This is a genomic window from Acinetobacter shaoyimingii (assembly GCF_011578045.1).
Taxonomy (GTDB): Bacteria; Pseudomonadota; Gammaproteobacteria; order Pseudomonadales; family Moraxellaceae; genus Acinetobacter; species Acinetobacter shaoyimingii.
Genome location: NZ_CP049801.1, coordinates 1,367,903 through 1,392,748, shown reverse-complemented (window position 1 = coordinate 1,392,748; position 24,846 = coordinate 1,367,903). Strand labels below are relative to the sequence as shown.

26 protein-coding genes are annotated in these 24,846 nt (G+C 38.2%); 14 read left to right on the top strand and 12 right to left on the bottom strand.

Translation table 11 applies throughout. The features are described from left to right. Positions 1-19: 19 nt before the first annotated feature. The 5 genes from lepB to G8E00_RS06185 form a co-directional block, all read right to left on the bottom strand. Positions 20-874, bottom strand: a complete 855-nt coding sequence (gene lepB, locus G8E00_RS06205) for a signal peptidase I (protein ID WP_166011419.1) — start codon at positions 872-874, stop codon at positions 20-22. Between the two features lie 20 nt (positions 875-894). Continuing rightward, positions 895-2,712, bottom strand: coding sequence for a translation elongation factor 4 (gene lepA, locus G8E00_RS06200; protein WP_166222717.1), 1,818 nt, complete (start codon positions 2,710-2,712; stop codon positions 895-897). A 184-nt stretch (positions 2,713-2,896) separates the two neighbouring features. After that, positions 2,897-3,349 carry an acyl-CoA thioesterase gene (locus tag G8E00_RS06195; RefSeq protein ID WP_166222715.1) on the bottom strand — a complete coding sequence of 151 codons (453 nt, stop codon included), beginning with the start codon at positions 3,347-3,349 and terminating at the stop codon, positions 2,897-2,899. A 457-nt stretch (positions 3,350-3,806) separates the two neighbouring features. Further along, the gene (locus tag G8E00_RS06190) at positions 3,807-4,421 is read right to left on the bottom strand and encodes a hypothetical protein (protein WP_166011424.1); all 615 of its coding nucleotides are present in this window, start codon (positions 4,419-4,421) and stop codon (positions 3,807-3,809) included. A gap of 180 nt (positions 4,422-4,601) precedes the next feature. Next, positions 4,602-5,987, bottom strand: coding sequence for a Do family serine endopeptidase (locus G8E00_RS06185; protein ID WP_166011426.1), 1,386 nt, complete (start codon positions 5,985-5,987; stop codon positions 4,602-4,604). Between the two features lie 228 nt (positions 5,988-6,215). On the opposite strand from G8E00_RS06185, the gene nadB reads away from it, so the two are divergent. Beyond that, positions 6,216-7,853 carry an L-aspartate oxidase gene (nadB, locus tag G8E00_RS06180; protein ID WP_166222713.1) on the top strand — a complete coding sequence of 546 codons (1,638 nt, stop codon included), beginning with the start codon at positions 6,216-6,218 and terminating at the stop codon, positions 7,851-7,853. A 62-nt stretch (positions 7,854-7,915) separates the two neighbouring features. On the opposite strand, the gene G8E00_RS06175 is transcribed toward nadB, so the two are convergent. From G8E00_RS06175 to pabC, 4 genes are all read right to left on the bottom strand, one after another. Beyond that, on the bottom strand, positions 7,916-8,332 hold the full coding sequence (locus G8E00_RS06175; RefSeq protein WP_166011430.1) for a PaaI family thioesterase: 417 nt from the start codon (positions 8,330-8,332) through the stop codon (positions 7,916-7,918). Positions 8,333-8,565: 233 nt separating this feature from the next. Beyond that, positions 8,566-9,171, bottom strand: a complete 606-nt coding sequence (gene tmk / locus G8E00_RS06170; protein WP_166222711.1) for a dTMP kinase — start codon at positions 9,169-9,171, stop codon at positions 8,566-8,568. A gap of 9 nt (positions 9,172-9,180) precedes the next feature. Further along, complete coding sequence (mltG, locus tag G8E00_RS06165; RefSeq protein WP_166011433.1) at positions 9,181-10,227, bottom strand: endolytic transglycosylase MltG; 1,047 nt, start codon at positions 10,225-10,227, stop codon at positions 9,181-9,183. Then, positions 10,214-11,041 (bottom strand): aminodeoxychorismate lyase, encoded by an 828-nt coding sequence (pabC, locus tag G8E00_RS06160; RefSeq protein WP_166222709.1) that lies wholly within the window; start codon positions 11,039-11,041, stop codon positions 10,214-10,216. Before pabC ends, mltG begins: the two co-directional genes overlap by 14 nt. A 162-nt stretch (positions 11,042-11,203) precedes the next feature. On the opposite strand from pabC, the gene G8E00_RS06155 reads away from it, so the two are divergent. From G8E00_RS06155 to G8E00_RS06130, 6 genes are all read left to right on the top strand, one after another. After that, on the top strand, positions 11,204-12,208 hold the full coding sequence (locus tag G8E00_RS06155) for a sulfate ABC transporter substrate-binding protein (RefSeq protein WP_166011437.1): 1,005 nt from the start codon (positions 11,204-11,206) through the stop codon (positions 12,206-12,208). A gap of 37 nt (positions 12,209-12,245) precedes the next feature. Further along, entirely contained in the window at positions 12,246-12,851 is a 606-nt protein-coding gene (locus tag G8E00_RS06150; protein ID WP_166011438.1) for an alpha/beta hydrolase, read from the top strand. 79 nt (positions 12,852-12,930) lie between these two features. Continuing rightward, positions 12,931-13,764, top strand: a complete 834-nt coding sequence (gene cysT, locus G8E00_RS06145) for a sulfate ABC transporter permease subunit CysT (protein ID WP_166222707.1) — start codon at positions 12,931-12,933, stop codon at positions 13,762-13,764. Continuing rightward, entirely contained in the window at positions 13,761-14,654 is an 894-nt protein-coding gene (cysW, locus tag G8E00_RS06140; RefSeq protein ID WP_166222705.1) for a sulfate ABC transporter permease subunit CysW, read from the top strand. Before cysT ends, cysW begins: the two co-directional genes overlap by 4 nt. Positions 14,655-14,665: 11 nt before the next feature. Next, positions 14,666-15,727: a sulfate/molybdate ABC transporter ATP-binding protein gene (locus G8E00_RS06135; protein WP_166011444.1), complete on the top strand. Its 1,062-nt coding sequence runs from the start codon at positions 14,666-14,668 to the stop codon at positions 15,725-15,727. Between the two features lie 52 nt (positions 15,728-15,779). Continuing rightward, entirely contained in the window at positions 15,780-16,709 is a 930-nt protein-coding gene (locus tag G8E00_RS06130; protein ID WP_166011446.1) for a CysB family HTH-type transcriptional regulator, read from the top strand. Between the two features lie 357 nt (positions 16,710-17,066). Here the strand turns inward: G8E00_RS06130 and carO are convergent, their stop codons facing one another. Beyond that, positions 17,067-17,816: an ornithine uptake porin CarO gene (carO, locus tag G8E00_RS06125; RefSeq protein WP_166011448.1), complete on the bottom strand. Its 750-nt coding sequence runs from the start codon at positions 17,814-17,816 to the stop codon at positions 17,067-17,069. Positions 17,817-18,125: 309 nt separating this feature from the next. On the opposite strand from carO, the gene dapD reads away from it, so the two are divergent. The 5 genes from dapD to G8E00_RS06100 all read left to right on the top strand — a co-directional run bounded on the left by dapD (position 18,126) and on the right by G8E00_RS06100 (position 21,483). Beyond that, entirely contained in the window at positions 18,126-18,947 is an 822-nt protein-coding gene (gene dapD, locus G8E00_RS06120) for a 2,3,4,5-tetrahydropyridine-2,6-dicarboxylate N-succinyltransferase (protein WP_166011450.1), read from the top strand. A 108-nt stretch (positions 18,948-19,055) separates the two neighbouring features. Next, positions 19,056-19,766, top strand: a complete 711-nt coding sequence (gene queE / locus G8E00_RS06115) for a 7-carboxy-7-deazaguanine synthase QueE (protein ID WP_166222703.1) — start codon at positions 19,056-19,058, stop codon at positions 19,764-19,766. Between the two features lie 41 nt (positions 19,767-19,807). Continuing rightward, a complete protein-coding gene (gene queC / locus G8E00_RS06110) occupies positions 19,808-20,476 on the top strand; it encodes a 7-cyano-7-deazaguanine synthase QueC (RefSeq protein ID WP_166011454.1) in 669 nt (222 codons plus the stop codon). 16 nt (positions 20,477-20,492) lie between these two features. Then, complete coding sequence (locus tag G8E00_RS06105; RefSeq protein WP_166011456.1) at positions 20,493-20,924, top strand: hypothetical protein; 432 nt, start codon at positions 20,493-20,495, stop codon at positions 20,922-20,924. A gap of 97 nt (positions 20,925-21,021) precedes the next feature. Beyond that, entirely contained in the window at positions 21,022-21,483 is a 462-nt protein-coding gene (locus G8E00_RS06100) for a peroxiredoxin (protein WP_166222700.1), read from the top strand. Between the two features lie 95 nt (positions 21,484-21,578). On the opposite strand, the gene G8E00_RS06095 is transcribed toward G8E00_RS06100, so the two are convergent. Then, on the bottom strand, positions 21,579-22,190 hold the full coding sequence (locus G8E00_RS06095; RefSeq protein WP_166222698.1) for a LysE/ArgO family amino acid transporter: 612 nt from the start codon (positions 22,188-22,190) through the stop codon (positions 21,579-21,581). A 140-nt stretch (positions 22,191-22,330) separates the two neighbouring features. Between G8E00_RS06095 and G8E00_RS06090 the strand changes: the two genes are divergently transcribed. After that, entirely contained in the window at positions 22,331-23,245 is a 915-nt protein-coding gene (locus G8E00_RS06090) for a LysR family transcriptional regulator ArgP (RefSeq protein ID WP_166222696.1), read from the top strand. A 38-nt stretch (positions 23,246-23,283) separates the two neighbouring features. Here G8E00_RS06090 and G8E00_RS06085 read toward each other — a convergent pair whose 3' ends face one another. Next, positions 23,284-23,856, bottom strand: a complete 573-nt coding sequence (locus G8E00_RS06085; RefSeq protein ID WP_166226450.1) for a nicotinate-nicotinamide nucleotide adenylyltransferase — start codon at positions 23,854-23,856, stop codon at positions 23,284-23,286. 103 nt (positions 23,857-23,959) lie between these two features. Here G8E00_RS06085 and G8E00_RS06080 point away from each other — a divergent pair, with 103 nt between their 5' ends. Continuing rightward, positions 23,960-24,760: an enoyl-CoA hydratase-related protein gene (locus G8E00_RS06080; RefSeq protein ID WP_166222694.1), complete on the top strand. Its 801-nt coding sequence runs from the start codon at positions 23,960-23,962 to the stop codon at positions 24,758-24,760. The last annotated feature ends 86 nt before the right edge of the window (positions 24,761-24,846 follow it).

Sequence of the window (24,846 nt, the reverse complement as noted above, 5' to 3'; positions counted from 1 at the left end):
CCCAAATAATTCATTTTGATTAATCAATATGACCATTGCGACTGAATGAAGGTAATTTCAAACCAGGTTCTTTATGCATCCAAACATAGAATGCTTGCCCTGTTAAATTCTCTTCTGGTACGAATCCCCAAAAACGACTATCAGCACTTTGGTCACGGTTATCACCCATTGCAAAATATTGACCAGCTGGGACAGTCACTTCCCAACTCTGACCATTAGATTTTACAAAACGATCATTTTCTTTCGCAACAAAAGGCAACTCATTTTTCGTTTGCGCATAATTGAACTGCGCAACCAAAGTATTTTGGCCTTCTAGGTTACGAATCAAGTGTTTATGTTCACCCAGTGTCTCATAATGATACAAAGATTGCGGTGTGTCTAATACATCTTTTTCACGGCTAAATTGGGTTTGCTCAAGCGGTACTTTTTGATTATTAATCGTCAATTGGCCATTTTCGTAAACAATATGATCACCAGGCAACCCAACAACACGCTTAATATAACTAATGGTCGGCTGTGGCGGGTAACGAAATACGATGACATCACCACGTTCTGGTGTTTTTACATTGATAATTTTCGAATTAGTAATTGGTAAACGTACACCGTATTGGTACTTATTGACTAAAATATAATCACCTGTTTCTAAGGTCGGAACCATAGAATCAGATGGAATGTTATACGGCTCAAAGAAAAAAGATCTGAGAACTAAAACTACAGCCAAAACAGGCCAAAAGTCATATGCCCATGTAATGATGAAATTTTCATTTCCTTTACCCTTCGTTGCACGCTGTTTTAATACAAATTTATCGAGCAACCAGATGCCCAAGAAAATCAGCGTAGCAGGTACAAGAATTAAATTAAAATCAAAATCCATGGGCATATATCCTCAAATTATTATCTTTCTACTTTCAATACAGCTAAGAACGCTTCTTGTGGGATTTCGACACTACCCACTTGCTTCATACGTTTCTTACCTTCTTTTTGCTTAGACAACAATTTCTTCTTACGAGAAACGTCACCACCGTAACATTTAGCCAATACGTTTTTACGCATGGCTTTTACTGTTGAACGGGCAATAATTTGTGCACCAATCGCAGCCTGAATCGCAACATCAAACATTTGACGTGGAATCAAATCTTTCATTTTTTCAACAAGCGCAATACCACGATGACGGGCGTCTTGACGGTGACAAATCATGGCTAAAGCATCGACTTTATCACCATTGATAAGCACATCAACTTTAACCAATGAAGATGATTCAAAACGTACAAAGTTATAATCGAGTGAGGCAAAACCACGTGAACATGATTTCAATTTATCAAAGAAATCCATCACTACTTCAGCCATTGGTATTTCAAACGTGATTGAAACTTGGTTGCCCAAGAACTTCATATCTTTTTGTACACCACGACGTTCAACACACAATGTCATTACATTGCCAAGATATTCTTGTGGAACAAGGATATGACATTCAGCAATGGGTTCACGTAAATCTTCAACTGTTGATCCATCTGGCATTTTAGATGGGCTGTCCACATAGACTATGTCACCGTTTTTCATCACGGCTTCATAGATTACAGTAGGTGCAGATGAAATCAGGTCTAAATCGTATTCACGCTCTAAACGTTCTTGTACGATTTCCATATGCAGCATTCCTAAGAAGCCGCAGCGGAAACCAAACCCAAGCGCATCAGAACTTTCAGGCTCAAAAAATAACGCCGAATCGTTAATTTGCAATTTATGCAATGCTTCACGGAAAGGTTCAAAATCGCTTGAATCAATTGGGAATAAACCTGCATAAACTTGTGGTTTAACTTTTTTAAACCCAGGCAACACAGCAACTTCAGGCGTATTTGACAGTGTAATGGTATCACCCACTGGCGCACCAAAAATGTCCTTAATCCCTGCAATCACAAATCCAACTTCACCCGCTTCTAAGATGTCAGTTTCAGTGTGTTTTGGATTGAAAATACCTACAGATGTCACAATGTGCGTTTGACCCGTCGATTTTACAAGCATTTTGTCGCCCTTACGGATTCGACCTTCTTTGACGCGAACAAGTGATACAACGCCTAAATAGTTATCAAACCATGAGTCAACAATCAGTGCTTGAAGTGCAGCGTCACGATCACCGACTGGCGCAGGAATCACATTGACCAATGTTTCAAGAACACCCTCAATACCTAAACCTGTTTTAGCAGAACATGTTGGTGCTTCAGTCGCTTCAATACCAATAATGTCTTCAATTTCTTGAATAACACGCTCTGGCTCAGCTTGTGGTAAATCGATTTTATTGAGCACAGGCAAAACTTCTAAACCTTGTTCAATTGCGGTATAGCAGTTTGCTACAGATTGCGCCTCAACACCTTGTGCAGCATCAACAACCAATAATGCACCTTCACAAGCAGCCAAAGAACGAGAGACTTCATAAGAGAAGTCGACGTGTCCTGGTGTATCAATAAAGTTCAATTGGTATTCTTGACCATCTGAATGTTTATAGTACAACGTTACTGAAGCGGCTTTAATGGTAATCCCACGTTCACGTTCAATATCCATGGAGTCAAGAACTTGCGCTTGCATTTCGCGAGCTTGCAATCCACCACAGGTTTGAATAAAACGGTCGGCTAGAGTCGACTTTCCATGATCGATGTGAGCAATGATCGAAAAGTTACGTATGTTTTTGATATCAACGGATTTTTTAGCTTGCGCCATGAGTTACCTTGAACAATAAATTGCGCTATGTATGAAATTCAAACTACATAGCAAAAGCTGTTTAACAAATTGTGCTCGATTATAGCAGATGGTTTTTTCAAAGTATCCATAATAATGCGACTCATACTGATGAAATATGAGAAAAATTTGAAATGTGCTTTGATTTAAAAGTTGAAGTGAAAGATTAAGTCAAATATAAAGTCGTAAAATCAAATGGATTTAATGCTTCTGAAATAGGTTGATATGCTTGAGTAAATGAAGGAGATAAACGCTTAGGACGACCCGTTGCGATTTCGACACAGGCCCATTTGGTCATAGCAGTAAACAGTACAGTTTGATCCTTTTCACGGTAAAAAGCATATTGACGAAAAGAGTAAAGTGCGTTGATATCATGCAGCCAAGTGCGCAGAATAATTTCTTCACCTTCTAACGCTGCTTTACGATATTGCATCTGATGTTCGACAGCGACCATAGCATGCTTAAGTTCTAGATACTGTTTTATGCCTAAACCCAACGATTCTATATGAGCAGTCGCGACATCTTGCATCCAACTGACATAAACCACATTATTGACATGCCCCAAGACATCAATATGTTCTGGGCTTACTTTTATTTTCAAATCAAAAATTGTACTCACGTATATCCTTAAATCAAAAGCAACAGACTAAATCAACATTGTATGATGAATTTGATCAAGGGCATCGCCTTGCTCAAATTCTTTGGATTAAAAACTTATATGATTATTATGATATATAAAAGTCAATCAACCATGTTTTAAATTGATTGAGTTTAAAATTATGATTGCTTTTAGTACTACACCATCTTACTAAATGTGCAGAACTTACATTCAAAAATGAAATTTCAGTATTGATTCAGAACGACATAGCGTGGAATAGAACAAAAATCCAAGCTTATACAAGACAAGACAAGACAAGACAATTTATTACACAATTGAACGATTCAGGGGAAATCAATCTTCTTTACATTGCTGAATTCGTGCTTATATGAGCGCTACATTTGAGCTTTAATTTGTAAAAAATTTAGATATTAAAAATTCAATTAAAGCTCAAATTTGGCATGCTCATTGAGATTAATTAGTCAAATCTCACTCTTTTCATGACTGTTTCATCAGGTGATATTTCCATCACGACCACAGTCGGTGAATTCAATGTCATTTGAATAATGATTGGATGCCCGTCCGCATTTCTAAAACCATAAGTATAGGTTTTTTTGCCAATATTTAAGCTAGATTGATTTTCATAATCTGGTAATTGTTCATAGAGCTGATATGGAATTTCGCTTTCATTCAGCAGTTCAGCACCCATTGCAATCATTGAATTATTAAATTTTTTTTCAAAATAACTTTCAGAAAATTGTTTGCTTGGCTCTACAGCAATAGGTGTTTTGTAGAGCTCACCTTCTAATAGCGTTGGCTTATCATGGATAGCAAAATAATATTTTTGATACTCAACCACTTTAAATGAAGTCACTTTATAGTCTTCAGGGAGCATAAAATATGGAAAATCTTTCTGAGTCAACGGGAGTTTATTCAAACTTTCAGGATCAAAACCTTCTTTATGAGTCAACTGTTTAAGTGCTTTATTGGCCGATGTATCCACTGTAGTGATTTGTTCTACTTTTTTTTGTCTATCACAACCACATAACACCGTTAATAATACAACCAAACAAACGGGATAAAACTTTATCATTGTAATACCTGCAAAATTTTTATTAAAATTTTTAAATAAAAAAATATTTGAACCTTAATTATTATTAATTTTATCTTATTAAACCATTAAGTGTCACTAACACAATGTAACCATTACAAATTATGCATATGAAAGACCACTCATATAGAGTGGTCTTTATTACCGTTTATATCTAAGCATTTACTTAATTCGTAGACCAATAATTGCAGTTTGCGCTTGTCGAACAATGGTTACACGAACAACAGTATTGCTCTTTAATTCAGACACAGCTTCTACAAAAGCATTTGCATCTGTAATAGTTTTGTTTCCAATTTGCGTGATAATGTCACCAGGAATGATTTTTGATTGAGCAGCTAAACCACCACGTTCAACCTCCTGAACAAAAACACCGCCCTTAAGATTTAAACGGTTTTTTTCAACATCGCTTAAACTACGAATCGCAATCCCCAATACCGGCCCTTTGTGTTTTGCTTTAGCAGTTTGCGTATTTTTTGCAGGTGTATCATCTGGTGCTGTAGTTAAGGTTGCAGAAATATTACTTAACTTATCATCACGTAGGACTTGAAGCTGTATGGTCTGATTTGGCAAGGTACGATTCAAGTAATTTAACAGTTCAGACGTTCTTGAAATTGGGTTGCCATTGTATTTCAAAATCACATCACCAGACTTAAAGCCCGCTTTCTGTGCTGGAGAGTTTGGAGCAACTTGGGTCACCAAAGCACCTTCTGGCTTAGACAATTTGTAAACTTCTGCGAGGTTACGATCTACATCTTGTAGCATTACCCCTAAGTAAGAACGCGTTACCTTACCATTCTTTTTCAGTTGATCTACAACATCCATAGCAACATCAATTGGAATTGAGAATGACAATCCCATATAGCCACCAGTTCCACTAAAAATACGTGAATTTACACCAACCACTTGACCTTGTTGATTAAATAATGGTCCACCCGAATTCCCTGGGTTCAGCGCAACATCTGTTTGAATAAATGGAACTGAAGTTTCACCCATCATATTGCGCGATTTTGCACTTACAATACCTGCTGATGCAGAGTAATCAAATCCAAATGGTGAACCAATAGCCAATACAGGTTGACCCACTTTTAACTGATTAATATTTCCTGTGCTAAGCGCTGGATAATTATTTCCTTCAACTTTTAATAATGCCACATCTGTACGTGCATCACTCCCCACTACTTTTGCGTCGATTTCACGGCGATCATTTAGCATGATAGTGACTTCAGATGCATCTTCAACAACGTGATGATTGGTGAGTAAATAACCATCGCGACTTATAAAAAAAGCACTCCCAAATGCTGTTTTTTCTTGAGGTGCCCGTTGTTGAGGAATAATAATTTGATTACCAAAGAAACGCTTTAATATCTCAGGCACTTGTTGTTGTAACAGCTCTTCCTGTGACATTTTTTTGACAACATTAACACTCACAACAGCAGGACTCACCTGTTCGACCAAATTGGAGAAATCTACAGGTACACCAGCTTGCGCTTGCGCCGCCATTGTAAAAGCAAATGCGTATATTCCTTTTTTAATAAAGCCATTGTTCATGAAGTACGAGCTCACATATTATGATTTTGGATAAAATTGGTTTTAACATAATAAAAGATATTATTACGTAAAAAAATGTTTCAATACTTTTATAAAACAATACTTTACTTAATTTTGGCTTAATTTTCATCTTTATTGTTATTTTGACCAAATATTGAGGATTTTAACTATTGTTTTTTTAATTAAAAAAGAGTGTTATTAACAAACTTATTTTGATCCAATTAGCGAATGGAAATGTCTCAATCAGGTACGACTCATCATTTTGATGTCATTATTGTCGGTAGTGGCGGTTCAGGTTTAAGTTTAGCGCTCTCTCTTCCAGATCATTTTAAAATTGCAATTTTAGCAAAATCTCATTTAACCGATGCCAGTACCTATTATGCACAAGGTGGCGTTGCAGCAGTTCTAGATGTCACTGATTCCATTCAACAACATATTGATGACACTTTAGTTGCTGGTGCTTATCTTTGCGAAGAAAAAGCCGTAAAGATTACAGTAGAAGGCGGCAAACCCTCTGTCGACTTTTTACTCAAGCATGGCGTCGAATTTACTTTAGATGAAGAAAATCAGCTTCATCTTACTCGTGAAGGCGGTCACTCTCAACGCCGCATCATACATGCTGCCGATGCTACAGGACGTGCGATTTCAACAACATTGGTTGAGCGTGTCAAAGAAAAGAACAATATTCAAATTTTCGAAAATTTCATTGCGATTGATCTCATCACGACACATAAACTCGGACAAATTGATAAGGACAATCGAGCTGTAGGTTTATATGCACTCGATGAAAGAAATGAAAAGGTACACACCGTCCTTGCCCCTTTTACTGCACTGGCTTGCGGTGGTGCAATGAAAGCCTATCTTTATACGTCGAACCCTGACATCGCTACGGGCGATGGAATTGCTATGGCGTATCGCGCAGGTTGCCGAGTTGCCAATATGGAATTTAACCAGTTTCATCCAACTTGCTTGTACCATCCGCAAGCGCGCTCATTTTTAATTACTGAAGCCATGCGTGGTGAAGGTGCATATTTACGCCTTCCAGATGGTGAACGCTTTATGCTGCGTTTTGACGAGCGTGCAGAACTGGCGCCACGAGACATTGTGGCACGTGCGATTGACTATGAAATTAAACGCTTAGGTATTCGACATGTATGGTTAGACATTAGCCATAAACCTGAAAGTTTTATCAAAGAACATTTTCCAATGCTCTATACCCATTTACTAACATTAGGTATTGATATCACCAAGGATATGATTCCTGTTGTTCCAGCGGCACACTATACTTGTGGCGGTGTCATGGTCGATGACAACAGTGAAACCGATATCGCTGGTTTATATGCCATTGGAGAAACTTCTTATACGGGTCTACATGGTGCGAACCGAATGGCCAGCAATTCTTTACTTGAATGTTTTGTTTATGGAATGAATGCAGCCGAGGATATTCGTCAAAAATTCGAAACAGGACAGCAATTGCCTTCAGTTCCTGAATGGGACGATTCGCAAGTAGTGAATCCTGATGAAGATGTGGTGATTTTGCAAAACTGGGATGAACTACGTCAAACCATGTGGAATTATGTCGGTATTGTACGTACCACTAAACGCTTAGAGCGTGCATTAAATCGTATTGAAATGCTGAAAGCAGAAATTACCGAATACTATGAAGATTATCATGTCAGTAAAAACTTGATCGAACTTCGCAACTTGGTTTTAGTGTCTGAAATGATTGTGCGCTGTGCGATGCAACGTAAAGAATCTCGAGGTCTTCATTACACCTTAGATTATCCAGAGTTATCATCTGAACTTCGAAAAACAGTACTTACTCCACCGAATTTTAAAGTTGAAACCCCACTGGTGAATACTTAATCGATTATTGCTTAAATCATAAAAAAAGAGCAATTTAATATTGCTCTTTTTTATTCACCATTTTAACGTTTTGGAGGAATAGAATAAGTCCCAGTGACATGTGCAATCGGATCATCTTGTCCAATTGAATACAATGTCACTTCTCCTACAATCAATGCTTTTCCTACTTTCATCAATCTGCATATACCACGAATATTTTGATTTGCCACAGGTTTTCTTAAAAAGTTAATATTTAAGTTTGTGGTGACGGTTAATCCCACAATCCCGATTTCACCTAAAATAGCGATATACAGTGCATAATCAGCAACAGTCATCATGGTCGGACCAGAAATTGTTCCACCAGGTCTCAAATCTTGTTGATCAACACGATATACGACACTCGCACCTTGTTCTGTCACTGCTTCGATGTCACATTTAACTAAGCTTTGCGGAAACTCACGCTGAATGAATTCTACAATTTCTTCCTTGCTACTTTGCATTTGATCTATCCGTTATCGTTCTATTAAAATTTTTTATCCATACCCAGATCAATATAAACCAAGATGCTCAGATGAGCATTAACGCTTAAGTTCAACTCATAAAAAAAGCTGAGTACATTGACCCAGCTTTTTATGTAAAAACTTATAAGCTCGGAAATTGCATGTCTACCCTATTCAGGAAGCAATTCTCAAAAGCGGCATTTGAGAATTGAGAATCTAATAGTTGAAAAACATCACTCAATATCAATGTAGCTTAATGCTTGTGCAAAGACTTGATCAGGTGTTTGAGTTGCATCAAGACGTTTCATACGCTCAGGTTGCTTTTCAAATATCTCCTGATATCCTGCTCTTACTTTCTCAAAGAAAGTTACCTTCTCTTGTTCAAAACGATCTAATGCACCTCGCTCACGTGCACGTGACATCCCTGTTTCAATAGGCGCATCTAACCAAAAAGTAATATCTGGCATTTTTGAAACGAAATTATCATTCAAAAGTTGCAGTTTTTCACGGCTAAGCCCACGACCAGCACATTGGTAAGCAAAACTTGCATCAGCAAAACGATCACACAACACCGTTTTCCCCGATGCTAAAGCAGGTAAAATCACTTGTTGTAAATGCTGTGCACGTGCCGCATACATCAACAAAAGTTCAGTATCATGACTCATTTGCTCATCGTGATTGACTGAAAGGAGTAATGCTCGAATCTGCTCTGCCAGTGGCGTTCCACCCGGTTCACGTGTTAAAACCACATCTTGACCGTGTGCTAGAAAATGATCATAAAGTTTACGAATGAGCGTGCTCTTTCCTACACCTTCTGTGCCTTCAAAGCTAATAAACATGCTCACCCCTTATTTTTTCGAACGAATAACTGAAAGATAATCTTGTACTGCACGATTATGGTCGTCTAAATTTGCTGTAAATGTATGACCACCATTACCTGTTGCCACAAAATAAATATTGTTGGATTGATCTGGATGCATCGCAGCTTCAATGGCTTTTTGACTTGGTAATGCAATCGGTGTTGGCGGAAGTCCATTAATAGTATAGGTATTGTATGGCGTTGGGGTACGCAAATCTTGACGTGTAATATTGCCAGTATAACGGTCGCCCATACCATAAATCACGGTTGGATCTGTTTGCAGGCGCATGCCTAGTTTTAAACGACGTACAAAAACACCTGAAACCTGTTCAAGTTCACGATCTACACTGGTCTCTTTCTCAATGATCGAAGCCATAATCAGTGCTTCATATTTATTCTTATAGGGTAAATCTGATGCTCTTTTTTCCCAAGCATCATCGAGTGCCTTCATTTGACGTTGATATAAGTCTGTTAAAATCTTTTTATCAGACTCACCCTTATTAAAAAAATACGTGTTCGGTGCAAATAACCCTTCAGGATGATCATAAGGAATATTCAGTGCTTTAAGCATTTCTGCATGTGGCAAATGAACCACTTCTTTGGTCACTAAGTTATCTTTTCTCAATAAGGCTACCAATTGTTTAAAGGTCGTGCCTTCAATCACCAAAATACGATTCATTTGTGCATTGTCGGCATTGGAAAATAAATCCAAAACCTGACGCACACTCATGCCTTGGCGAACTTCATATACACCAGCTTTCATGGTGTCATGTATAATAAATTTTTGATAGAGCTTCAGCATGAGCGGAAAACTGACTTTTCCTTCTTTCGCTAATCGATCAATAAATCCTGAATATGTTTCCCCTTGATTGATAGCGATCATTTGTTTTTGTCCATCTACAGGGTAAGTTTTCAATAAACTTGCACCTAAGATAATGGTCACCAGTAAAATGGCACCTATTAAAAAAACAAAGACGCCTTTAAATAAAGAAGATGGCTTATTATTCTTTTTTGATTTTGCTCTAGGCTTTGACATATTCGTGCATCTGACTTAAATGAAGAGTTTGAAAAAGTTCAACACAAATTTGTGTCTCTAATATAGTGTCATGCAAATGAGTCGCCACTTTCATTGGACTCAATGCATTGCTAAAAAAAATACTTTGAAATTGTGGAATTTCATCTTGATGAATTGGACGTTGTTGACAATCAATGCCCGCCTGCATCATCCGTTGTAAAATCTCAGCTCGCATTACACCATGTACACCATTATAACGAAGTTCTGGTGTAATCCACTGGTCATTTATACGAATAAAGCAATTACTGCTCACTCCCTCAACAACTTGACCGTGTACATCACAAACCAAGGCTTCTATCCAGCCTTTTTCATCGGCTTCTTTTTTTAAAATCACTTGCTCAATGCGGTTTAAACTCTTGATGCCAACCAACTCAGGCATGGTTAAACCCATGAGGCTATCAAGCACACCACTACGAATCAATTGTGGTTCAAAGCATTTCACTTCACTTGGATAATAATACACATACACATCAGCTTGATGGTCTGGTAAGGAATAACCTCGTTGTCCTTCACCACGGCTTATGATAATTTTCAATGTGCCATTGAGCTCAACATATTCATTTTTAAGCTGTAATAAGCTTTGCTCGATCAGTTCTAAATCCACGTCTAAAAATAAATGCGTTGCTGCATGTTTTAATCTTGAATAATGCCTCGCTTTCAATTCGAAATGATTCTGATATAGACGCGCTGTGGTAAAGCATCCATCTCCATACTGAAAAGCACGATCAAAGATTCCAACAGCGTAAATTTTTTCAGCATTTTTAAAACATTGCATGCATATAGTCCTTAAAAAAAATGAACAACCGCACTGTGATCTTATCTCATTTCTTTATCTTATTTATTCATATAAAATTCGTTTTTTATTATTTTTTATGGATAGAAAGTACAGTTATTCTTGCGACATATTAACAAACATCGCATCCTTTGGGGTAAATTCATGCAACATTCAAAATTAAAACTAGGTTTAGTTGCTGCACTACTGTCTCTTTCTTCATTCTCAGTTGCAGCAAAAGACTTCTTAAATGTCTCTTATGACCCAACACGCGAACTCTATGAAAATTTCAATAAAGAGTTTGGCGCATATTGGAAATCTCGAACAGGTCAAACCATTAATTTTAAACAGTCTCACGGTGGTTCAGGCAAACAAGCCCGAGCTGTGATTGATGGTTTAGATGCAGACGTAGTGACTTTAGCACTTGCTGCAGACATTGATGAAATTGCAGCTACAGGTCAAATTCCTAAAAACTGGCAAAGCAAATTCAAAGACAACTCAACACCTTATACATCGACGATTGTCTTTTTAGTGCGTAAAGGTAACCCAAAAGGCATTAAAGATTGGGGCGATTTAATTAAACCAGGTGTGGATATTATTACGCCAAACCCAAAAACTTCTGGTGGTGCGCGTTGGAACTACTTAGCGGCATGGGCGTGGTCTAAGCACCAAGCTGGCGGTAACGACGCTAAAGCACAAGAATTTGTTCGTAAAATTTATAAACAAACTAAAGTTCTTGACTCAGGTGCGCGTGGTGCGACCACAACCTTTGCTGAACGTGGCATTGGTGATGTGTTACTGGCTTGGGAAAATGAAGCATATTTGGCACTTCGTGAACAACCAGGTAAATTCGAAATTGTCACACCTTCATTGTCAATTTTAGCTGAACCACCTGTTGCAATTGTAGAAAAGAATGTTAAAAAACACGGAACTGAACACTTAGCAACAGCTTACCTGAACTATTTGTACTCACCAGCTGGTCAAACTGTTGCAGCGAAAAACTTCTATCGTCCACGTAATGCCGCAGTTTTGGCTAAATACACCAATGTATTTAAACCTTTAAAACTAGTGACAATCGATAAAGAGTTTGGTGGTTGGAATAAAGTTCAAAAAGCACATTTCAGCAATGGCGGTATTTTTGACCAAATTGTAAAAGCGAACGCTAAATAATTTAATTTTTAATTCGCTTAAAAATACAGGAGCAAATATGATGCATACAATTATTGTCCCCGGTGTTGGTGGTAGTGATTATGATCATTGGCAATCTTGGTTGCAACGTCAACTCATATCTTGCTCCCGTGTTCAACAACAAGATTGGAATCTCCCTGTACTGAGTCATTGGGTAGAAAATTTTGTAAAAACTGTTTCTAAGGTCGATGAAGCTGTGCAAATTGTTGCACATAGTTTCGGATGTCTCACAACAGTCTCTGCAATTCATGAACATCCTGAATTAGCCAAAAAAATTAAAAAGGTGATTTTGGTGGCACCTGCAAATCCTGCACGTTTTGGTGATCAAGGTTTTGCACGTGATAGTTCTAACGATTATTCATCATATTTTCATGAAATTAAAATGCGTGTACCTACACAAATGATGATCAGTGAAAATGATCCTTGGCTGAATTTTTCTGATGCAAAAGCATTGGCTAAGTCTTGGAACATTCGCCCAATTAATTTAGGTCAAGTTGGCCATATTAATGTTGCTGCTGGTTTTGGTAAATTTCCAGAAATTTACGATTATTTGATTATTGATCATGTAAACACACATCAGCAGAAAATTGATGAATCGAAATTACTTTTTAAATTCGCAATTTAATGTAAGCTTTTTCGCTTAATAATATTGTTTATTATTGGCTTACTTAATTCAGTAAGCTTTCTCATTTTGAGGAGTCATCATGTCGCAGCGATCCCGAGTGCTGCCAGGTTTTGGTCTTTCTTTAGGCTTCACCCTCGCTTATTTATCCTTGATCGTTCTCATCCCACTTTCTGCAGTATTTATTAAATCGCTTGGAATTGGTTGGGACGGATTATGGGAAATTCTGAGTTCAGAACGTATTCTCAAATCATTACAGCTGAGTTTTAGTTCTGCCTTAATCGCTGCATTAATTAATGTCGTGTTTGGTTTGTTATTGGCGTGGTGCCTAGTGCGTTATAGCTTCCCAGGTAAGCGTATTGTTGACGCTTTAGTCGATTTACCCTTTGCCTTACCTACAGCTGTTGCGGGCATTGCATTAACGTCTTTGTATGCCCCTACAGGTTGGATTGGTCAATATCTTGAACCCTTAGGCATTCAAGTGGCATATACCCCTATTGGTATTACTTTAGCCTTGATTTTTATTGGTATTCCTTTTGTAGTCCGCACCGTACAGCCCGTATTGAGTGATTTAGAAACTGAGCTTGAAGAAGCTGCTTCAGCCTTAGGTGCAAATCGCTTTCAAATCGTGACCAAAATTATCTTACCGATTTTATTCCCTGCACTTCTAACAGGTTTTGCACTCGCATTTGCGCGTGGAGTGGGTGAATATGGATCTGTAATTTTCATTGCAGGTAACCAGCCTTATAAAACTGAAATTGCACCATTGATGATCATTTCTCGCTTAGAAGAATATGATTATGCGGGTGCAACAACCATTGCTGTGGTGATGTTGGTGCTTTCTTTTGCGATTTTATTTTTAATTAACTTGCTACAAGCTTGGGCAAGCCGTCGTACAGGGAGAACTGCACCATGAGCTTACAAACCAATAGCAATGCATTAGCAGAGAAATTACAATCCCGTGATGCTACACGTGAGCCAACATGGGTGCGCTACACGCTGATCGCTATTGCGCTGATCTTTTTCCTGAGCTGTCTCATTCTTCCACTGGTTTTAGTTTTTGTCGAAGCATTTAAGCAAGGTGTGAATGTTTACGTTCAAGCGTTAATCACGCCAGAAACCCTGTCTGCTGTGAAGTTAACTTTACTGACCGCAGTTATTGCTGTTCCGCTGAATGTGGTGTTTGGTGTGGCTGCTGCATGGTCTGTCGCAAAATTTAATTTCCGCGGTAAATCTATTTTGACCACGATCATTGACATGCCATTTTCAGTGTCCCCTGTTATTGCAGGTTTAATGCTGGTACTGATTTTTGGTACACAAGGTTGGATGGGTTCATGGCTGATGGATCACGATATTAAAATTCTGTATGCCGTTCCTGCCATTGTATTGGCCACTGTATTTATTACTGTTCCTTTTGTAGCGCGCGAGCTCATTCCACTGATGGAAGCTCAAGGTACAGAAGAAGAAGAAGCGGCGATTGTATTGGGTGCATCGGGTTGGAAAACCTTTTGGAAAGTCACCTTACCCAATATTAAATGGGGTTTAATTTACGGTGTCATTCTTTGTAATGCCCGTGCAATGGGTGAATTTGGTGCTGTATCTGTGGTATCAGGTCATATCCGCGGTGAAACCAACACCCTACCACTACACGTTGAAATCTTATACAACGAATACACCTTCAGTGCTGCATTCGCTGTGTCATCACTATTAGCCTTGCTGGCAATCGTCACCCTTATTTTAAAAACATGGGTTGAAGTTCGCCAAGAAAATCAAAGCAAACGTAATGACGATTCACAAGTTTCTTAAGGAATGAACCTATGAGTATTCAAGTTAAAAATATTGAAAAACACTTTGGTGCGTTCCATGCACTGAAAAATATTTCTCTGGACTTTCCAGATGGCCAATTGGTTGCACTGCTTGGTCCATCAGGCTGTGGTAAAACAACACTGCTTCGTATTATTGCAGGCTTAGAATCTGCAGATAGCGGTAAAATTATTTTAGAAGGTGAAGACTCTACCAATGTTCATGTCCGTGAACGTCAAGTGGGTTTCGTCTTCCAGCACTATGCTTTGTTCCGTCATATGACTGTATATGACAATATCGCTTTTGGTCTACGTGTGCGTCCGCGTGCGACTCGTCCAAACGAAGCTGAAATCAAAAAACGAGTGACTCGCTTACTCGACCTTGTTCAATTAGGTTTCTTAGCAGATCGTTATCCTGCTCAGCTTTCTGGTGGTCAACGTCAACGTATTGCGCTTGCGCGTGCTTTAGCTGTTGAACCACGTGTTCTTTTACTGGATGAACCTTTCGGCGCATTAGATGCCAAAGTTCGTAAAGAATTACGTCGTTGGTTACGTACCTTGCATGATGAACTACATATCACATCGATTTTTGTCACACACGATCAGGAAGAAGCTTTAGAAGTGGCTGACCAAATTGTGGTCATGAACAAAGGTAATGTTGAACAAATTGGTTCGCCACGTGAAGTCTACGAAAAACCTGCAACACCGTTCGTTTTTGATTTCTTAGGTCAAGCCAACCGCTTTGAAGGTCAAAACCATCAAGGAATTGTACAAATTGGTGAAGATCGTATTCAGGTCCCATTGGCGAAAGATGCACCTACGGGTGATGTCATTGCGTTTGTTCGACCTGATGAGTTAACGATTCATGCTCAACCGACTGAAAACTCATTCCAAGCGACGTTCTTACGTGAAGTGTGGATTGCAGGTAAAGTTGTTGCTGAACTTCAAAGTCGCCAAGGCAATTTGATTGAAATTTTGTTAACCCCCGATGAAGCAAGACTCCATCAGTTCCGTCCGAATCAAACCGTGTGGCTAAGCACCAACACATTGCATTTATTTGCAAATCAAGTGGCTTAAAAAAATTCGATGGAGCAAGTGTTTTGCTCCATCTCTGAAGGGTAAGAAAGTTATGAATTTTCAACAATTAAGAATTATTCGTGAAACAGTCAGACAAAATTTTAATTTAACTGAAGCTTCAGCAGCGCTTTACACCTCTCAATCAGGTGTGAGTAAACACATTAAAGATTTAGAAGATGAATTAGGGGTTCAACTTTTTATTCGTAAAGGCAAGCGCTTATTAGGTTTGACTGAACCTGGTCAATCGCTTTTAGGTATTGTCGAGCGTATGTTAGTCGATGCAGACAACATTAAACGCCTTGCTGATGATTTTAATCGTGTTGATGAAGGCACACTCACTATTGCAACAACACATACACAAGCTCGCTATGTATTACCGCCAATTGTAAATTCATTTAAAAAATTATTTCCAAAAGTGCATTTGATTTTACAACAAGCAAGTCCAACCGAAATTACTGAAATGCTGCTCATGGGTGATGCAGATATTGGGATTGCAACTGAGTCATTAACCACTGAAGACAATTTAGCCAGCGTTCCCTTTTATAACTGGAAACATTGCATTATTACTCCCCAATCGCATCCATTGGCACAGCTACCTCCTAAAGAAATTAGCCTCGAGCGTTTAGCAGAACACCCGATCATTACTTATCACGGTGGTTTCACAGGCCGTTCAAAAATTGATAAGGCTTTTGAAGAAGCACATCTAGATGTTGATCTTGTTATGTCTGCGCTTGATGCCGATGTGATCAAAACCTATGTTGAGCTGGGCATGGGCGTCGGAATTGTCAATGATGTTGCTTATGATACAGAACGTGATTATCGCTTAAAGCAAATTGATACAGATTTATTTGGTTTAAACACTACGTGGATTGCGGTACGAAAGGGACATTTACTACGTGGTTATGGCTATGAGTTTATCTCTTTATGTGCTCCAAGTTCTGATATTAAAGCATTGAAGCGTGTTGCGTATCCTGAAGACTAATAACTAGTACAACAAAAATTCTCATGATTAAAAAAAAGAGTTTCGACTCTTTTTTTATTTCCTCGTTTTCTATAACTGATCAAATGAAATGATCATCAAATCAAATAACCTATTCGAGTTAAGTCAGTTTTAAGCCTGCGTTGTTAGTATCAATCAACATTAAGCCAACTTATTACAGCGAAGCTCAATGTTTAAATTAAGGATATTTTTTAATTTTTAGTCTTCAAATTAAGTCATCTACATTTGATCTAAGAATAATGCGATCAGATAACCGAAGTTGAAATTGAAGTTTTATTGAAGTAAAGCAAAATTTAAATACAAAAAAACGAGCCGAAGCTCGTTTTTTTGAGAAAGATCTTACCAGTGGAAGCTTAGACCCACTTTACCAACTGGTAGCCATTCGAATTTGTCATCGTTGCGAATTTCGTTCGCTTCTTTGTTTACAGCTTGTTGAGCTGATACATTGTTACCAGCAACAGGACTTAAGTTGTATTGGCTTAACTGTACATCAGGGTTGCCTGTGTAGTACGCACCAATTTCACCAAAGATACCAAAGTTTTTGCTAATTTTTGGCGCCCAACCAAAACCTACGTATGGAGCGATTTCATTGTCATATGCCAATTTACCGCGTACACCACCTTCTTGGTTAGCAGCAGCCAATTGATATTTATTACCATCAATATCTAGTGTTCCACCATTACGGATACGTTTTTTCAAGTCGTATTGGTTATCAACATAACCGACACCTGCTGCTACGTATAAACCTTGAATCCATGGGTTTTCGCTTGCACCCCAAGGACGAACTTCAGCATTTAAGTAAGCTAATTTGTTGTCCATATCAAGATCATATTTAGTACCATTGACAGAAACATCATCAGTCCATGAGATCTCACCACCGTTATAACCTAAAGCAAGTCCAACGTATGGGTTCGCAGTCCAAAGTAAAGCACCACCGTAACCAGTAGTACCAATTTCAGCACGAACACCTGTAGGAAGTAATTGTTTTGCTTCAAAATCATAGCCATTTTGAACCACTTCTGAATCTGCTAAAGCATAACCAGAAGTTGAAACAGCGGCTGCAACTGCAAGTACTTTTAACACTTTCATTTATTTCTCCTCAAGGAATGAGTTGTTCTTTAATCGTTAATGTGTTGTACGAACTCAAGGAACATCATAATTGATATAACAATCACAGTTAATATAAATTTTGATTATTTTTTGTTATTTTTTGATACAATTGAGTATTAGTTCTTGTTTTTTATATTATTTATGGGTGTTTTTCAACCATCACCAACTTGACATGTCATTTGTAAAAGACTATAGCAACAGTTTTTCTACAACATAGTTTGATTTTTTATCTTTTTAAGTATGTTTTTAGTGTAAAATCTTTAAAATTTTTTTTTGGAAGAGAAGATCATGTCTCAGCTTTCGACAATCATTGAACAAGCATTTGAAAATCGTGCGAACTTCACATCGGCTGATTGCCCCGCTGAAATCCGTCAAGCAGTTGAGGAAGCAATTGCTGGATTAGACAACGGCACTTTGCGTGTAGCTGAAAAAATTGATGGTGAGTGGGTTGTTCATCAATGGCTTAAAAAAGCAGTATTATTATCATTTAAAATCAATGACAATAAGCCAATCGAGTCATGCGATCTTCGTTTCTACGATAAAGTGGATACCAAATTCAACGGTTGGACTGAAGAACAATTTAAAGCTGCTGGCGTACGTGTAGTACCACCTGCTGTGGCTCGTAAAGGTTCATTCCAAGCGAAAGGCGTTATTTTAATGCCATCTTATGTCAACATTGGTGCTTACGTAGATGAAGGCACAATGGTCGACACTTGGGCAACTGTTGGTTCATGTGCTCAAATTGGTAAAAATGTTCACTTGTCTGGTGGTGTAGGTATTGGTGGTGTTCTTGAACCACTTCAAGCGAACCCAACCATTATTGAAGACAACTGCTTCATTGGTGCACGTTCTGAAATTGTTGAAGGTGTTGTAGTTGAAGAAGGTTCAGTGATTTCAATGGGCGTTTTCATTGGTCAATCGACTAAAATTTACGACCGCGCAACTGGCGAAATTCATTACGGCCGTGTACCTGCTGGTTCTGTTGTTGTTGCTGGTAGCCTGCCTTCAAAATGCGGTAAATACAGTTTATATGCTGCAATTATCGTGAAGAAAGTTGATGCGCAAACGCGTTCTAAAACAAGCTTGAACGATCTTTTACGCGAAGACTAATTTCCGTTTATAGCAAGACTTTTATTGTCTTGCGGAGCGATCGCTCCTCATCTCTACGGTCAGGCATGAGCGTAGAGATTTTTGTTTTCTAAAGTGTGGTAATTTAATATGAATGCGCTCCGATCTTCTGCTATTCCTGTTTCTGATCCGTCTGCGGGTTTACGCATCACGGAGATTTTCTATTCATTGCAAGGTGAAGCCAATACTGCTGGTCTACCCACTGTATTTATCCGCTTAACAGGTTGCCCACTGCGCTGTACGTATTGTGATACAACTTATTCTTTTGAAGGTGGCGAACGTCGCTCATTAGATGAGATCATTCAAACTACGCTAGATTTCAAAACACCTTATGTGTGCGTGACTGGTGGTGAGCCTCTTGCACAGCCGAATGCATTACCACTGATGACACGTTTGGCCGATTTAGGTTGCGAAGTGTCTTTAGAAACGAGCGGTGCATTGGATGTTTCTAAAGTTGATCCACGTGTATCGAAAGTTCTCGATTTAAAAACCCCAACATCGGGTGAAGTTGCACGAAATTTGCATAGTAATTTCGATTTTTTGACTCAGCATGACCAAATCAAATTTGTGATATGTAATCGTGAAGATTATGAATGGTCAAAACAGCAGGTTGCCGAATTTAAACTTAATGAAAAAGTCAGTACAGTTTGGTTCTCACCTGCATTTGCTGTCGAAAAAGGTGCTGCGCGTTTGCCTCAATTGGCACGTGATTTGGCACAATGGATTTTAGAAGACCATCTTCCTGTACGTTTCCAACTTCAGCTACACAAGTTGCTCTGGAACGATGAGACTGGTCGTTAATCATTTTTTAATATTGAATTGTATAGTTTTGGAGTAATGTTATGCGCCCTCGTGCCATTGTATTGTTATCTGGCGGTTTAGACTCAACCACTTGTTTAGCTTGGGCGCAAGCACGTTATGAATGTATCGCTTTAAGCTTTATGTATGGGCAACGCTCAACCACTGAACTAGATGCTGCTCGTGTACTGACGAAGAATGCTGGTGTAGAACATCGTGTCATTAATATTGATTTAGGTAACTTAGGTGGCTCTGCGTTAACAGACCATAGCATTGATGTTCCAGATCATGAACAAGAAGGTATTCCTGTAACTTATGTACCAGCGCGTAACACAATTTTCTTGTCTTATGCGCTCGCTGCGGCGGAAGTTTTTGGTGCTGAGGCTATTGTGATTGGCATTAATGCTGTTGATTATTCAGGCTATCCAGACTGTCGTCCAGAATTTATTGACGCTTTTGCCAACATGGCACGCCTTGCAACGAAGGTTGGTGTTGAAGGAAAACCTCTTAAATTTGAAACACCTCTGTTACATTTATCCAAAGCAAATATCATTCGCTTAGGGGTAGAACATGGCGTAGACTATAGTCAAACTGTGTCATGCTACCAAGCTGATGACCAAGGACGTGCTTGTGGTAAATGTGATAGCTGCCGTTTACGAAAACAAGGTTTTGAAGATGCTGGCATCGCTGACCCAACACGTTATATACCGTAATTACTAGGTTCAATGTATGAAAAATTTAAAATCTAACATTCTTCTTTCAACTTTTATTTCTGCTTTAGCAATGGCGGCAACAGCTTCTCACGCTGCAGAAGCGAACAAAATGGAACAAGCGTACAAAAGTTCAAATGTAAAATCTTCTTTAATTTCACTGTGTAAAGAAGAAACAGGCAAAAGTGGTAAGTTAACTGCAAATGAAGTTTCAAAATACTGTACGTGTGCAATTGAATCTGATGGTAAATTGACAAACAACCAAAAATGGGAAATTCAAAGCTCAATTAATCAAAAGAAAAACCCATCAAGCTTGCCGTTCGTTCAAAAACAAAATCAAGACTTGAAAGCATGTTTTGGTTCAGCACTAACAACCAAGCTTGAGAAATTAACTCAACAAGCAATGAAAGATGCTCAAGCGAAAGCGGCAGCTGCTCAATCTAAAAAATAAGCTTTTAAGCTTTAATGTTTCTAAATTAGCCACAATATGTGGCTAATTTTTTATCTACTGCATAAGATAGTTAAATTTATGAAATGGACCAATATTCATGACTGCGGACAGCATTATTCTACCTAATCAGACTTTCCCCACCACAACTGGTGAAGTTAATCTTTCGAATCTTGAAACAGAATGGTTAATTATCTATTTTTATCCAAAGGACTCAACACCAGGTTGTACAACTCAAGCTGTAGGTTTCTCATGTCTAAAAGATCAATTTGATGCTTTAAACACCACGATTTATGGTGTATCTCGTGATTCGGTAAAAGCTCATCAAAACTTCACGACAAAACAAAATCTGACCATTGATTTAATCAGTGATAAAGATGAAGTCCTTTGCCAGCATTTTGATGTCATTAAAGAAAAAAATATGTATGGTAAAAAAGTCATGGGCATTGAGCGCTCGACTTTTATTTTCCATAACGGCAAGCTGGTTAAAGAATACCGTAAAGTGAAAGCCGCAGGACATGCCGAACAAGTGTTGGAAGATTTAAAAGCGTTACAGGCTTAAACTTTCATGGATGATTCGAGAATAACTCATTGTCGAATCATCTTATTGGATAAGTTCTATCCTTTCATCGAGCTTATTATGTGTTACTTTCAATTTTAAAAACTCAATTCGAGTAAATGAAATGCAATACACCACATGATCATCCCAATCACCCCATCCAAAATTTTCCACGATTTTGCACTTTGAAAGATCGGCAATAACAAGCGTGAGCCATAACCCAAACTAAAAAAGAATAGCCAAGATGCTGTGATTGCACCAAACAAATAATAAAGTTTGCTTTGCTCAAATTGTGTCGAGATTGATCCAACCAAAACCACTGTATCCAAATACACATGCGGATTAAGCCAAGTTAAGGCTAAACAAATGAGAATGAGCGGTTTTAGGTGATGACCCGCTTGAACATTTGTAATATCTATTTTTTCTGCTTTAAACAGCGCCTGATAAAAATGTTGCGCCCCATACACGACTAGAAATGCAGCGCCTAAATATTTGGCGATTTGAATCGATTGCGGATAATTCACCACCAAATGTGAAAATCCAAATACCCCTGCCGCAATTAAAATAGAATCGGAAAGTGCGCAGATTAGGCATAACCAAAATATATGCTGTTTGAGCAAACCTTGTTTTAAAATAAAAGTATTCTGTGCCCCAATCGCAATAATCAAACTCAGACCAACACTAAAACCTTGTAGATAGCTGTTAAACATTGCATTTCAATACATTTTAAAGATAAAGCAGATTATGAAGTTTTCTACATTAAAATAAATATTATTAAGGAAATATCAATCTAACTAGATTTTATTTAGGTTATATTCATACCTATAATCTTAAAAAATACGATCGAATCATGTTACAGAGCAAACATAGTGAAGCTTTTTTAGCCGTTGCAGAAACTGGCAGTTTTGATTCAGCTGCAGAACGATTACATATTACAGCTTCAGCGGTAACCTTAAGGGTTCAGGCTTTAGAGAAAAAATTAGGGCATTTATTGATTATTCGTGAGCGTCCATGTCGAGTGACTCAAGCAGGTCAACAGCTTCTTGCCCATCTACAACAAACCAAAGTTTTAGAACAAAACCTGCTTGAAAAATTGATGGGAAAATCAGCCTGTTCACAATTTTATACACTCAACATTGCCACCAATGCGGACTCTTTAGCGACGTGGCTATTATCGACAATACAGCCCATCTTGATTGAAGAAAATATTGTCATTCAACTGAAAGTCGCTGATCAGACTCAAACGCATCATCTGCTTGAGGCAGGACTTGTGAATGCTTGCATTTCAACGGAACAAGAAAGTCTTAAAGGTTGTGAAGTAAAACCTATAGGCAGCATGCGATATCACATGGTGGCGAGTCCACAATTTATAGAACGCTATTTTGCGCACGGTTTCAATCGAGAAAGTTTAAGATATGCTCCTGCTGTGATTTTTAATGAGCAAGATCAAATGCATCATGAAGTGATCTACAACGCATATGGATTGAACATGTCGCAATATCCGCATCATTTAATCCCCGCTTCCAATGCCTTTTTAGAAAGTATTGTATTAGGACTTGGTTTTGGGATGGTGCCTGAGTTTCAAATAAAAGAGTATACTAAACAAGGTCAATTAATCGAAATTATGCCTGAAGCACAAACTGACGTGATGTTGTATTGGCACCACTGGAAAAAGCAGTCACGTCAGCTAGAACAATTGACTTCACAAATCATTGAACATGCACCCTTTAGAATGAATCAGTCTTTAAATGAAGATAATGATTGATTATCTAAATACTGGTGAATATCACAATTATAAAGTGATTACGCTTCAAGATTACTTTTATCCCCATTGCGATATTTTTCGCATAACTTTGTGTAAATTTCAGTCTGCTGAAATATCTTGAGAAATTCGCTGGTTCCCAAAGGAAAATCTTTTTCTACAATTTCCCCTCGGAGATATGCTTCACGTAACGGAGTAGCAGAAATTGATCCCACCAAACTGTCTAGTTCTAACATTTCCCATTCTGGAAAAAGTTCAAGGTAGTACGAAGACTCGTCTTTAAAATGACCAATTAATCCCACTTTATCTTTAGGAGATACAACATTTGCAATCAAAGATTTGACCAATTTGACCCATTTAACATCATTATAAACATCAATCACATGGACAAATTTGATTCGCTTTTGGATTTCTTCTGAAAAATTCGACAAGATCATCTGCTCACGTTCATGTGCAGAAAATGGATTTTTAATATTACGTTCATCCTGCGCAGAACCTAGTGCAAGAATCACATTTTGACTGTGTTCCAATGCGATTTTAATGGTTTGCATATGCGCCAAATGAAAAGGCTGAAAACGTCCGATGTAAACCAGATCATCAAATTTATATTTCATCATGTTCGAACTTTTTATGAACTCATGAGTAGTGTCAACATGTTTATTATGCGACATAATGAATCCATAACATTAAATTTAATTTTGAAGCAAGGATAGTACGATGACACTGAGCTGTATTCAACAACCTCATGAACATTTAAATGCGAATCTGGAAAATGGTGTACTGACTTTAGCCATTCACCGTCCTGAAGCAAAAAATGCACTTTATAGTGAACTTTATCTAAGCTTAGTGAATGCTTTGAATGAAGCCGATCAAAACAATCAAGTCCGTGTGGTGATTTTACGTGGTGAAGGTGCAGATTTTACTGCGGGTAATGACATGCAAGATTTTATGAAATCTGCTGCCATGAAAGGTCAAATTGCTGCAGAAGATGGCCCTCCATTTTTACTTTTAAAAGCAGCAGCACAATTCTCTAAACCGCTTCTTGTTGCTGTAAAAGGTGTTGCTATTGGAATTGGGGTAACCATTCTTCTACATGCTGACTTGGTTTATAGTGACAATACAGCCCTATTCCAAATTCCATTTGTCAGTCTAGGATTGTCTCCTGAAGGTGCTTCAAGCAAACTTTTAATACAACAAGCGGGATATCATAAAGCTGCAGAACTATTACTCACTGCGAAAAAATTTGACAGTGCGACAGCAGCAAGCGCAAATCTAGTCAATCACATTGTTGAAGATGCTTATGCAGAAGCCGAAAAACAAGCAGCGCATCTTGCAGCTTTACCTTTAGCTTCTTTGGTCGCAACCAAAGCACTCATGAAGCATAATTTAGATGAGATTGTAGATTGCATTAACCATGAAGCACGCATTTTTATGGATCGTGTCGGTTCTCCAGAAATGCTGGAAGCAGTACAAGCCTTCATGCAAAAGCGCAAACCTGATTTCACTCAATTTAATTGAGATATTAATATTTAATTTGAGCATTGAAGCTATAGCAACATCACGAGATAAGACACATGATGTTGCCTTCATACCCAATCATTTAG

What these genes read in the sequence shown, in the direction of transcription:
- lepB (WP_166011419.1), bottom strand. Translation starts at nt 874, where the DNA reads ATGGATTTTGATTTTAATTTAATTCTTGTACCTGCTACGCTGATTTTC.
- lepA (WP_166222717.1), bottom strand. Translation starts at nt 2,712, where the DNA reads ATGGCGCAAGCTAAAAAATCCGTTGATATCAAAAACATACGTAACTTT.
- G8E00_RS06190 (WP_166011424.1), bottom strand. Translation starts at nt 4,421, where the DNA reads ATGATAAAGTTTTATCCCGTTTGTTTGGTTGTATTATTAACGGTGTTA.
- G8E00_RS06185 (WP_166011426.1), bottom strand. Translation starts at nt 5,987, where the DNA reads ATGAACAATGGCTTTATTAAAAAAGGAATATACGCATTTGCTTTTACA.
- nadB (WP_166222713.1), top strand. Translation starts at nt 6,216, where the DNA reads ATGGAAATGTCTCAATCAGGTACGACTCATCATTTTGATGTCATTATT.
- G8E00_RS06175 (WP_166011430.1), bottom strand. Translation starts at nt 8,332, where the DNA reads ATGCAAAGTAGCAAGGAAGAAATTGTAGAATTCATTCAGCGTGAGTTT.
- tmk (WP_166222711.1), bottom strand. Translation starts at nt 9,171, where the DNA reads ATGTTTATTAGCTTTGAAGGCACAGAAGGTGTAGGAAAGAGCACGCTC.
- mltG (WP_166011433.1), bottom strand. Translation starts at nt 10,227, where the DNA reads ATGTCAAAGCCTAGAGCAAAATCAAAAAAGAATAATAAGCCATCTTCT.
- pabC (WP_166222709.1), bottom strand. Translation starts at nt 11,041, where the DNA reads ATGCAATGTTTTAAAAATGCTGAAAAAATTTACGCTGTTGGAATCTTT.
- G8E00_RS06155 (WP_166011437.1), top strand. Translation starts at nt 11,204, where the DNA reads ATGCAACATTCAAAATTAAAACTAGGTTTAGTTGCTGCACTACTGTCT.
- G8E00_RS06150 (WP_166011438.1), top strand. Translation starts at nt 12,246, where the DNA reads ATGATGCATACAATTATTGTCCCCGGTGTTGGTGGTAGTGATTATGAT.
- cysT (WP_166222707.1), top strand. Translation starts at nt 12,931, where the DNA reads ATGTCGCAGCGATCCCGAGTGCTGCCAGGTTTTGGTCTTTCTTTAGGC.
- cysW (WP_166222705.1), top strand. Translation starts at nt 13,761, where the DNA reads ATGAGCTTACAAACCAATAGCAATGCATTAGCAGAGAAATTACAATCC.
- G8E00_RS06135 (WP_166011444.1), top strand. Translation starts at nt 14,666, where the DNA reads ATGAGTATTCAAGTTAAAAATATTGAAAAACACTTTGGTGCGTTCCAT.
- G8E00_RS06130 (WP_166011446.1), top strand. Translation starts at nt 15,780, where the DNA reads ATGAATTTTCAACAATTAAGAATTATTCGTGAAACAGTCAGACAAAAT.
- carO (WP_166011448.1), bottom strand. Translation starts at nt 17,816, where the DNA reads ATGAAAGTGTTAAAAGTACTTGCAGTTGCAGCCGCTGTTTCAACTTCT.
- dapD (WP_166011450.1), top strand. Translation starts at nt 18,126, where the DNA reads ATGTCTCAGCTTTCGACAATCATTGAACAAGCATTTGAAAATCGTGCG.
- queE (WP_166222703.1), top strand. Translation starts at nt 19,056, where the DNA reads ATGAATGCGCTCCGATCTTCTGCTATTCCTGTTTCTGATCCGTCTGCG.
- queC (WP_166011454.1), top strand. Translation starts at nt 19,808, where the DNA reads ATGCGCCCTCGTGCCATTGTATTGTTATCTGGCGGTTTAGACTCAACC.
- G8E00_RS06105 (WP_166011456.1), top strand. Translation starts at nt 20,493, where the DNA reads ATGAAAAATTTAAAATCTAACATTCTTCTTTCAACTTTTATTTCTGCT.
- G8E00_RS06100 (WP_166222700.1), top strand. Translation starts at nt 21,022, where the DNA reads ATGACTGCGGACAGCATTATTCTACCTAATCAGACTTTCCCCACCACA.
- G8E00_RS06095 (WP_166222698.1), bottom strand. Translation starts at nt 22,190, where the DNA reads ATGTTTAACAGCTATCTACAAGGTTTTAGTGTTGGTCTGAGTTTGATT.
- G8E00_RS06090 (WP_166222696.1), top strand. Translation starts at nt 22,331, where the DNA reads ATGTTACAGAGCAAACATAGTGAAGCTTTTTTAGCCGTTGCAGAAACT.
- G8E00_RS06085 (WP_166226450.1), bottom strand. Translation starts at nt 23,856, where the DNA reads ATGAAATATAAATTTGATGATCTGGTTTACATCGGACGTTTTCAGCCT.
- G8E00_RS06080 (WP_166222694.1), top strand. Translation starts at nt 23,960, where the DNA reads ATGACACTGAGCTGTATTCAACAACCTCATGAACATTTAAATGCGAAT.